Below are 9,116 nucleotides of genomic sequence, written 5' to 3'. Positions count from 1 at the left end.
CTGGACGTAACTTTACTTGTTCAAATTTGAACTGTTCTGGTATACAATCTGTTTTTTGAGGGGTCATGCTTAAAACTGCTGGAATTCATGTGCAACAGACATTTTGGCAGTTTTTGACTCCTCTTTTCTCAGGCTTTGTGAGAAATCCGGGTAAACCATTCTTTAACGTTATCGCATAAGTACCCAGCCTCAAGAAAGTAGGGAGATCAAACGATCGTATTCATTTATTGCCACCTAATTTTCACATTCTGGCAAATCAAAAGAGGAAAAGTAGAGTGTTGAAAGATGTTGAACGTTATATTCCTTCAGAGGAAAAATATTTTGAGGCATTTCATTCAATTTATAAAGAATTGACTCCGGGACACAAAGCTATCTTAAATAAGTTGTATCAGCATTGTTACTTTATGAAAGACAATCGCAGATTACGCACTTGAGAGTTATCTGAAGCGGCAGGATATGATGGTGACTCTTCTGGTCAAATTGGTCATTTAGGTGAAAAGTTCTGCAAATTATTTGGAGTAAAAGATGATGAATTTGGGCAACCAGCACTTGCAATAATTAGTTAGTTTGCAGATGAAATAAATGGGTATTGGTATATTGAGCTAATTCCTGAAGCAGCGAGAGCATTTAATCGTTTTCATAATGAAACTCTTCAATATAAATGTTGATTTTGTAATATTTCCGGGCTATACTCATAATTTGAGTTATCAATTATTTTAATTTGGTTAATTCGTTGAGTTAGCGATCGCTTCTCTCAGGCTTTCCAGCACTGTTGTTTGGTGTCTAACTGCGATCGCTTATAGTTAGATTACCTTACACATGCGAAGATGCAGCAGGCGGTGGAATAATTTCCAGACCATATTTTGAAGCAGCTACCAACATTTTTTCCATATCTGCGGGACTAACGCTAGGTAATTGCATTGTCTCTGAGACTGGCACACCTACTTCCATAAAAAACTTTTCTAACCCTGCTGGTGTGAACCAGCAAAGTAATTTTGCTGGCTTTGTACCGACATTTAAAAACCTGTGGAGTTGACCTTTAGGAGAGTGAGGAAAGGTTCCAGGAGTTGCTAAGATAATTTGCTCATCAAGCTGAAATTTCAATTCTCCTTCTTAAATATAGAAAGCTTCATCTTCGTGACTATGAATGTGAGGAGGTGTACCGTTTTGTGGTTGAACAGTAATCTCAATTAGAGCATAAGCTTGACCAGTTTCTTCACCTACTGCCTTAGAGGTATACAAATCGCCAAGCACTCAGTACGAAGAACCTTGTCCTGGTTGCTGTAATATTCCTTGCAGATTGATTGTCATAGAGATTCCCTTGTGAGATGTTTTCTATTATAAGATTTATCAGCAAAATCCCAATTTTTACTCTGTAATTAACTAGACATAAATAAGCGTAACTATATAATCGTAAATGGAGCAGACTGAAGTCAAGCGATATCTAAGATAAGCCAGCTATGCCCACTTATTCTTGCTATTTAAGTTTTGTATAAATTTAGATTGAATAAGGTAAAAATCATCAGTTTTTTGTATATAAATAGCATATCCCTCTAGTAAAATATTTCTAGCAAATTAGTGCAGCGTAGCCAAAATAACTATCCAGTCGCTTTTTTAAATTACTTTCAGAACCAATGCAATAAGTATCCATGAACAAAACTAGTGACGATGAAATATTGTTGCACAATCGAACTTGGCAACGCGAGCGACAAATCATAATACGTTTGTCTTCTTTAAGCTATCGAACTGGCGAACTGGGCAGCTACTTGCACAATATTGCCTGCGGAGTCAGTGAACTTATTGGAGTTGATTGGACAGTTGTTACCTTTTGCCAAGAAGGATTTGAAACTGTTCTAGCTAGTAGTCTTGAAATGGGCGAGGGTGAACATGTTTATTCATTACATGGTTTACTAACTGGTACTGTTATTAAAATGGGTCACTCATTAGCCGTGAAAGATGCTCAAAAAAACCCAGAGTATGGACAAGCTCCAGAAGGTTATTGTGCATATTTAGGGATACCATTGCGGACTGCTGAAAATAAGGTAATTGGTACTATCTGCTCTTTTAATCATCAACCACGTGATTTTACAAAAGAAGACATCCAAATTGTGGAATTGTTTGCTGAACGAGCTGCAACGGCAATTGACAACTATCATCTTTATCAACAACAGTGCAAATTTAATCATCTTTTAGAAGCTGAGGTAGAGAAACGTACCGCAGAACTGCAAGCAACCCAAGCCAAGCTTTTAGAACAGGAACGACTGGCGGCTATTGGTGAGTTTGCTGCCATGATTGTGCATGAAATTCGTAATCCCTTGACTACAATGATTATGGGATTAAAGTATTTCCGAAAAACCATTTTAACTGAATCTGCTCAAGAGCGATTAGCGTTGGCATTGAGTGAAGCTAGTCGTTTAGAGCGTTTGCTAAGTGAAATTTTGCTCTACGCCAAGCCCCAAGTATTACAGCTTTATGAATTAGATGTGAATGAACTAATTTATGAGTTGTTGCTATGCATTCATGAAATGCCAGAAGCTGTGAAAAGGCAAATTGAATTTATTCCGGTGTTGCCTACAGTAAAAATTTTGGGGGATAAGGACAAACTAAAACAAGTATTTATCAATATTATTCGTAATGCTTGTGAGGCAGTTGCAGCAGGAGATATTGTTAAGTTGAAAGTAGAGTTTTTCCATAGTAATAAAGTCTGTATTAATGTCCACAATGGCGGTAAACCAATTCCATCAGAAGTTTTAACTAAGCTTTGTCAGCCATTCTTCTCCACAAAACCTGGTGGCACTGGGTTAGGTCTTGCTATTACCAAACGCATCGTCAATGCTCATAATGGGGAACTGTCAATCTGTTCTGACCTATTAACAGGTACTACCGTGAGTGTTCAATTACCTGTAGTGACTTTTCGGAGCTTTTAATTGATATCAAGTGCTTCTTATGCTATGGGTATATAATTTATGATTATGATATACAGTATTACATCAGTTCATCAGAAAAATTGATAAATGGAAAGACATCAAGTAACTCCAACAAACTGGTCACAAGAAATTTACATTAAAGCTTTAAAGAAAGCAGCACGTGCACATCAAGGTCAGAAAATGGCAGGTTCCGAAATACCTTACCTTATGCACTTGAATCTTGTGAGCATGGAAGTAATTGCAGCCCTAAGTGTAGAAACAGAAAATGACGGAAATCTTGCCATTCAATGTGCTATTTTGCATGACACAATCGAAGATACTAATATAACCTTTGAGGAAATAAAAACTGAATTTGGTGAATCAGTAGCTAATGGTGTACTTGCATTGACTAAAGATGAAAGTTTAGCAAAAAATCTCCAAATGGCAGATAGTTTAGAAAGGATAAAGGAGCAACCACGAGAAATATGGATGGTGAAATTAGCAGATAGAATCACTAACCTCCAAGCACCACCACATTATTGGATTCAAGACAAAATTATTCGATATCGAGAAGAAGGTATTCAGATTTATGAAACTTTGCAGGATGCAAGTCTATTTCTTGCTTCCCGCTTGGCAAAATTAATTGAAGATTACAAAGCGTTTATTAAGTAAATAGACTTTTGTGAGTCAAATCACACTAGCAATCTAAGCACTGCAATAACATTATCTACATGCATAAATTCTTACGTAGAAAATGATGGAATTACTTGAACTAATCTTGGTGCTAGCTACAGTAGTTGGTATTACAGATGGAAACACAATTTTAGTTAAAGATAATGGCGGACAAACAATTCCAGTCAGACTAGCGTGTATTAAAGCACCAGATGCAACTGGACAAGCGTATACTTTAGCAGCAACTCAAAGGTTAAAACAGCTACTACCACCTAAAACTCCTGTCGTGATTAGAAGCACAGAACAACTCGATAATGGTCGTACAGTTGGTGAAGTGTTCGTGGATAATCGGTCAGTAAATCTCCTTTTGGTAGAGTCGGGTAATGCTGTCGTTGACCGAGAATCTTTACAAAATTGCTACGAGAGCAAAACCCAGTTTTTAATTGCAGAAGCTAATGCTAAAAATAAGCATCTAGGATTGTGGCAGCAATCAAAAATTCAATTAAATTTTCGTACCAAGTAATATCAAGTCCAGTTTTTTTGAGGCAACCTCAGATGTAATCGATATTAGATATTTGAATTTTTAAATAAGTCGCATATCTGGACAAAGCGAATCTACTAATTACATAGCTATCGTTGCTTTTTTTATATCATCAATCAATTCATCAATCCTTGATTGAGTCGTGTTCCAAGAACACATAAAACGTACTCCTCCCACACCGATAAATGTATAAAACTGCCAGTTATTTGCTTTTAAGCTGTGAATAACTTGTTCAGGCAACTTAACAAACACAGCGTTGGCTTCTCTGGGAAACATCAAATCAACGCCTTCTATATTTAATAGTTGATTTTCTAAGTATTCAGCACATTGATTGGCATGTCTGGCATTTTTTAGCCAAGCACCAGTTTCTAATAAACCTAACCAGGGAGCAGAAATAAACCGCATTTTTGAGGCTAACTGACCTGCTTGCTTACATCGATAATCAAAATCTTCTGCTAACTGTTTGTTGAAGAAAAGAATCGCTTCACCTAATGCCATTCCATTCTTAGTACCACAAAAGCATAATACATCTACTCCAGTTTTCCAAGTAATTTCAGCAGGGCTTTTATTCATCGCAGCAACTGCATTTGCAAAACGAGCGCCATCCATGTGAATCTTTAAGTTATACTTTTCCGCAACTTCTTTAATTTCTATAAGTTCTTCAATAGAATATAAAGTTCCTAATTCTGTTGATTGCGTAATACTAATAACTTTAGGCTTGGGATAATGGATGTCAGTCCGTCTAGTGACAATTGCTTCTATCGATTCTGATGTTAACTTGCCATTTTTACCTTGAGCTAGTAACAGTTTAGAACCATTAGATGCAAATTCAGGTGCGCCACATTCATCTGTTTCTATGTGAGATGTTTCATGGCAAATGACGCTGTGATATGACTGACAAAGGGCTGCCAAAGATAGAGAATTTGCGGCTGTACCATTAAAGGTAAAAAATACTTCACAATCAATTTCAAACAGTTGCCGAAAATAATCTGTTGCTTTTTGAGTCCATTCATCATTTCCATAAGCTGGAACACTACCTTGATTTGCCCTAATCATATATTCCAGTGCTTCTGGACAAATACCAGAGGAATTGTCACTTGCAAACTGCTCTGAGTGGTTACTCATAATCTCTACTTGGATTTTTCTTAGTAATTGTTACAATATTAGTGAATAATTTTAGGAATTGCCAACTTTAAAATTGAGCAAGAAGGTTATTAACTTCATCAAATTATACAAGGAATATGCTAATTACAATAACTTCCGATGGGAATGAAATCAATTTTTATCGAATAATTATAAATTAGTTGTAAATAAATATCAGCCCAGATATTAAGATAAGTTTGTAGTCTGATAGTTTTTATTTGTGAAATAAAATTGTTCTACTCACATCAAATGGCTAAATATTTTTTTGTAGCTTTTTTCTGAGTAGTTATAGCCTCTAACAGGATGAATATACTGTTAAATGAATCTGCTAATGTCCACAGAAAACTGGAGTTTTAGTTTGCATTTACTGAGACGTTAAGTTACTACGGTGTATTCCTCAGCCTTGGGGTCAGGGGATTCTGAGACATCAAGAATGGCAAATAACTAAATATTATGCTAAAAAAATAAAGTTTGGTAATTAAAATGCTAATCATATACTTATAATGTACTATACAATGCCCTGCAAGTAGCTTGCTTCCTGGTAAGAGTACAAATTGGGGAACCCGCCAAGGCACTGGCTCACCAATGACTAATGACTAATAACTAATGACTGAACCATTGATTGAACTGAAAGGTGTTTCTAAGTCCTTTGGTAGCCATAAAGTTCTAGATAATGTAGACTTGACCATTTACCGGGGAGAAGCACTGGGGATTATTGGGCCATCAGGGACTGGTAAATCAACCATTTTACGGGTAATGGCGGGGTTACTTAGTCCAGATGAAGGAGAAATTTATGTGCAAGGGGTGCGGCGAGACGGTTTGATTGAGGATGGTGGCCAGCAGGTTGGCATTGGTATGGTGTTTCAGCAGGCGGCGCTATTTGATTCGCTGACGGTGGAGGAGAATGTGGGATTTTTACTTTATCAAAATTCAAAGCTGCCGCGATCGCGTATTCGAGATTTGGTACGAGAAAAATTGGAGATGGTAGGTTTGCCATCAATAAGTGACCTTTACCCAGCCGAACTTTCTGGGGGAATGCGAAAACGGGTAAGTTTTGCCCGTGCGATTATGTCTAACCCCGAGAATCCCTCAGAAGGCCCAGAAGTTCTATTATACGACGAACCAACAGCCGGACTCGATCCCATTGCCTCAACAGTAATCGAAGATTTAATCCGCTATTTGCAATGTTTACATGGAGTTTGTAGTACCTATGCTGTTGTTACCCACCAAGACAGCACTATCCGCCGGACAGCTGATAGACTTATATTTCTCTATGAAGGCAAAGTGCAGTGGCAAGGTACAGTTAGTGAGATATACAACACAGAAAATCCGTTGATCAAACAATTTATAAGTGGAAGCGTGAAAGGGCCGATTCAAGTCGTCGGTTAGAAAGTAAGGAGTTAGGAGTGAGGAGTTAATAGTGAGAAGTTAGGAGTGAGGAGTTAATAGTGAGAAGTTAAGAGTTAAAAGTGAGGAGTTAACAATGAGGAGCGAGGGTTTAATTAAACTCATAACTCATAACTCATAACTCATAACTCATAACTCATAACTCATAATTACCAATTCCTAGCCCCTGACTCCTAGCTCTCAATTCATAACTCCTAACTTCCAACTCATAACTAATTATTGGGTGGAGGAAAAAAATGCGAGGTCTGATGACAAGCCGCTTCGCGTCTGGGCGAACATTTAGAGAAGGCTCTGTGGGGTTGTTGCTCCTGCTAGGAATAGGGGTATTTGGGTTACTCTTTCTGTGGTTAAATAGATTTACTGCTGCTGGCCGTTCATACAAAATTATTGTAGAATTTGCTAACGCTGGCGGAATGCAAAAGGGAGCAATAGTTCGCTATCGAGGTGTTAAAGTCGGAACTATTGACAAGATTCTACCAAAAGCGAATGCTATCGATGTAGAAATTGAAATTGCCCAAACTGACTTAATTATGCCCCGGAATTTACTGGTGGAAGCTAATCAAAGTGGATTAATTAGCGAAAGTATTATCGACATCACACCAAAAACAACATTACCTACTGGGGGTGTGCTTGCTAAACCCCTAGATAGAAATTGTGATACCAGTCTCATTGTCTGTAATGGCTCTCGCTTAAAAGGTCAGATTGGAATCAGTGTTGATGAACTAATTCGCAGTTCAACTGAGCTATCTGCTGCATACAATAACCCCAAATTTTATAGAAATGTCAATAGGGTTCTAGAAACTACCACAGGTGCAGCATCGAGTTTTACTGAACTAAGTCAGGATTTACAAGGTTTGACCAAAAGCTTGCGACAACAACTAAATACATTTTCAAGCACTGCTAATTCAGTGCAACGAGCAACGAATCAACTTAATACATCCGCAAATCAAACAGTAAATAAATTTGGTGAAACTGCAACTCAAGCAAATCATTTGATCAAAAATTTGGATAATCTGTTGACAACAAATCGTTCTTCACTAGTTGGCGCTTTAAACAATATTACCCAAACCAGCAACCAACTACGTGTTACAGTCAGTAGCCTATCACCATCGATCAATCGATTGACTCAAGGAGAATTACTCAACAACTTAGAAACTCTTTCAGCAAATGCAGCCCAAGCCTCAGCTAATTTACGCGATGCTTCTAAAACTTTAAACGATCCCAAGAATGTGGTGTTGCTGCAACAAACTTTAGATTCAGCACGAGTCACCTTTGAAAATACCCAAAAAATTACATCTGATTTAGATGAATTGACAGGCGATCCTAATTTCCGCAAAAATTTACGGCAATTGGTGAATGGTTTAAGTGGTTTAGTCTCTTCTACACAAGATATGCAGCAACAAGTGCAAGTTGCTACTACTCTAGATTCGGTAAAAGCTGCTGTGAACAAACAAAAGAATCTAATTCCTACCCCAGTACCAACCAAACAAGCGATGTCTAATGACAAGTCGCTACCTGTCTATGGAGTTAATCCTTCACCTGCTAATTTTGAAAGTGCTGAAATCACCCTTGAACCAACCCCCAGTCCGTCTATCCCTAACTCATCTCAAGAAGTTCTGTTGAAACAGCTGCGGGAGTATGGTAAGCAACGGGAGCAACTAGAGACAGGAAAATAAGCAATACAGCTTGACAATTTTAAGTAACATATTTTACTGTTTATACAGTGTGTTGAAACTTATCGACACCACTCATCAGAACCTTGAAAACCGTATAATTCCGTTGACTGGTGTCGATTGTTTGCACAGTAAGGGTTTCAGGCTGTAAAATTAGTCGCTTATTGATAATTAATTAATAGTTATTGAGAATTCAAAAAGTGGTGTCGATTTGGGTGTCTTAAACCCTTGCTCTGTAAGGTTTCCAAAAGGTAAATCTTTACATAACCACTTCCCCTAACGGGGATGGAAACCCTGGGTAATAGTTTACGTCGAAATAAGCTTTGAACTTTACATAACCACTTCCCCTAACGGGGATGGAAACCTGGGACATGGGAAACTTCAGCAAAACGAACTTGACTTTACATAACCACTTCCCCTAACGGGGATGGAAACAGTTGGTCAGCCATCACACGCAGAGGTGCAAAAACTACTTTACATAACCACTTCCCCTAACGGGGATGGAAACGTTTGATGCAACAGGACTGAATGTAGCTTCTTCTTTACATAACCACCTCCCCTAACGGGGATGGAAACTTTGTCAACTAAATTGTCAGACAAATTTTGAACTGGTTTGCTTTACATAACCACTTCCCCTAACGGGGATGGAAACATTTTCTTTGAGTTTGTTTAGGTAATTACTGGAGTTTAGACTAAGCCATGCAAAATGACCCAGCAGGGCTGAGTTAATCGGAGACTTAGCAAAAGTATGAATAATTTTAAGTATTAAACAGC

General features: G+C 37.9%; 8 protein-coding genes and 1 CRISPR repeat array. Of the genes, 5 read left to right on the top strand and 3 right to left on the bottom strand.

Annotated features, from left to right (window positions below; all coding sequences use genetic code 11):
- Window positions 1–813 precede the first annotated feature (813 nt).
- Both V7K42_RS13415 and V7K42_RS13410 read right to left on the bottom strand, forming a co-directional pair.
- Window positions 814–1,104, bottom strand: a complete 291-nt coding sequence (locus V7K42_RS13415; RefSeq protein ID WP_334916882.1) for a hypothetical protein — start codon at window positions 1,102–1,104, stop codon at window positions 814–816.
- Between the two features lie 9 nt (window positions 1,105–1,113).
- A complete protein-coding gene (locus tag V7K42_RS13410; protein ID WP_334916880.1) occupies window positions 1,114–1,242 on the bottom strand; it encodes a hypothetical protein in 129 nt (42 codons plus the stop codon).
- Between the two features lie 407 nt (window positions 1,243–1,649).
- Here V7K42_RS13410 and V7K42_RS13405 point away from each other — a divergent pair, with 407 nt between their 5' ends.
- The 3 genes from V7K42_RS13405 to V7K42_RS13395 all read left to right on the top strand — a co-directional run bounded on the left by V7K42_RS13405 (window position 1,650) and on the right by V7K42_RS13395 (window position 4,101).
- Window positions 1,650–2,927, top strand: a complete 1,278-nt coding sequence (locus V7K42_RS13405; RefSeq protein WP_334916878.1) for a GAF domain-containing sensor histidine kinase — start codon at window positions 1,650–1,652, stop codon at window positions 2,925–2,927.
- Between the two features lie 87 nt (window positions 2,928–3,014).
- Window positions 3,015–3,578 carry an HD domain-containing protein gene (locus tag V7K42_RS13400; RefSeq protein WP_334916876.1) on the top strand — a complete coding sequence of 188 codons (564 nt, stop codon included), beginning with the start codon at window positions 3,015–3,017 and terminating at the stop codon, window positions 3,576–3,578.
- Between the two features lie 82 nt (window positions 3,579–3,660).
- Window positions 3,661–4,101 carry a thermonuclease family protein gene (locus tag V7K42_RS13395; RefSeq protein ID WP_334916874.1) on the top strand — a complete coding sequence of 147 codons (441 nt, stop codon included), beginning with the start codon at window positions 3,661–3,663 and terminating at the stop codon, window positions 4,099–4,101.
- A gap of 99 nt (window positions 4,102–4,200) precedes the next feature.
- On the opposite strand, the gene V7K42_RS13390 is transcribed toward V7K42_RS13395, so the two are convergent.
- Window positions 4,201–5,244 (bottom strand): threonine aldolase family protein, encoded by a 1,044-nt coding sequence (locus V7K42_RS13390; protein ID WP_334916872.1) that lies wholly within the window; start codon window positions 5,242–5,244, stop codon window positions 4,201–4,203.
- A gap of 624 nt (window positions 5,245–5,868) precedes the next feature.
- Here V7K42_RS13390 and V7K42_RS13385 point away from each other — a divergent pair.
- Together V7K42_RS13385 and V7K42_RS13380 are read left to right on the top strand one after the other, a co-directional pair.
- A complete protein-coding gene (locus tag V7K42_RS13385; RefSeq protein ID WP_334916870.1) occupies window positions 5,869–6,651 on the top strand; it encodes an ABC transporter ATP-binding protein in 783 nt (260 codons plus the stop codon).
- Window positions 6,652–6,905: 254 nt separating this feature from the next.
- The gene (locus V7K42_RS13380; RefSeq protein WP_334916868.1) at window positions 6,906–8,345 is read left to right on the top strand and encodes an MlaD family protein; all 1,440 of its coding nucleotides are present in this window, start codon (window positions 6,906–6,908) and stop codon (window positions 8,343–8,345) included.
- A gap of 253 nt (window positions 8,346–8,598) precedes the next feature.
- A CRISPR array of direct repeats spans window positions 8,599–8,994; the repeat unit is 37 nt; unit sequence ACTTTACATAACCACTTCCCCTAACGGGGATGGAAAC.
- Window positions 8,995–9,116 lie beyond the last annotated feature (122 nt).

The organism is Nostoc sp. (assembly GCF_036917455.1).
Taxonomy (GTDB): domain Bacteria; phylum Cyanobacteriota; class Cyanobacteriia; order Cyanobacteriales; family Nostocaceae; genus Nostoc.
Note: the sequence above shows the minus strand (reverse complement) of the source record. Positions and strands in the feature narration are given on the sequence as shown.

Bases quoted from the DNA above. Each gene is read 5' to 3' on its own strand.
- V7K42_RS13390 (WP_334916872.1), bottom strand. From the start codon at position 5,244: ATGAGTAACCACTCAGAGCAGTTTGCAAGTGACAATTCCTCTGGTATT.
- V7K42_RS13405 (WP_334916878.1), top strand. From the start codon at position 1,650: ATGAACAAAACTAGTGACGATGAAATATTGTTGCACAATCGAACTTGG.
- V7K42_RS13400 (WP_334916876.1), top strand. From the start codon at position 3,015: ATGGAAAGACATCAAGTAACTCCAACAAACTGGTCACAAGAAATTTAC.
- V7K42_RS13380 (WP_334916868.1), top strand. From the start codon at position 6,906: ATGCGAGGTCTGATGACAAGCCGCTTCGCGTCTGGGCGAACATTTAGA.
- V7K42_RS13385 (WP_334916870.1), top strand. From the start codon at position 5,869: ATGACTGAACCATTGATTGAACTGAAAGGTGTTTCTAAGTCCTTTGGT.
- V7K42_RS13395 (WP_334916874.1), top strand. From the start codon at position 3,661: ATGATGGAATTACTTGAACTAATCTTGGTGCTAGCTACAGTAGTTGGT.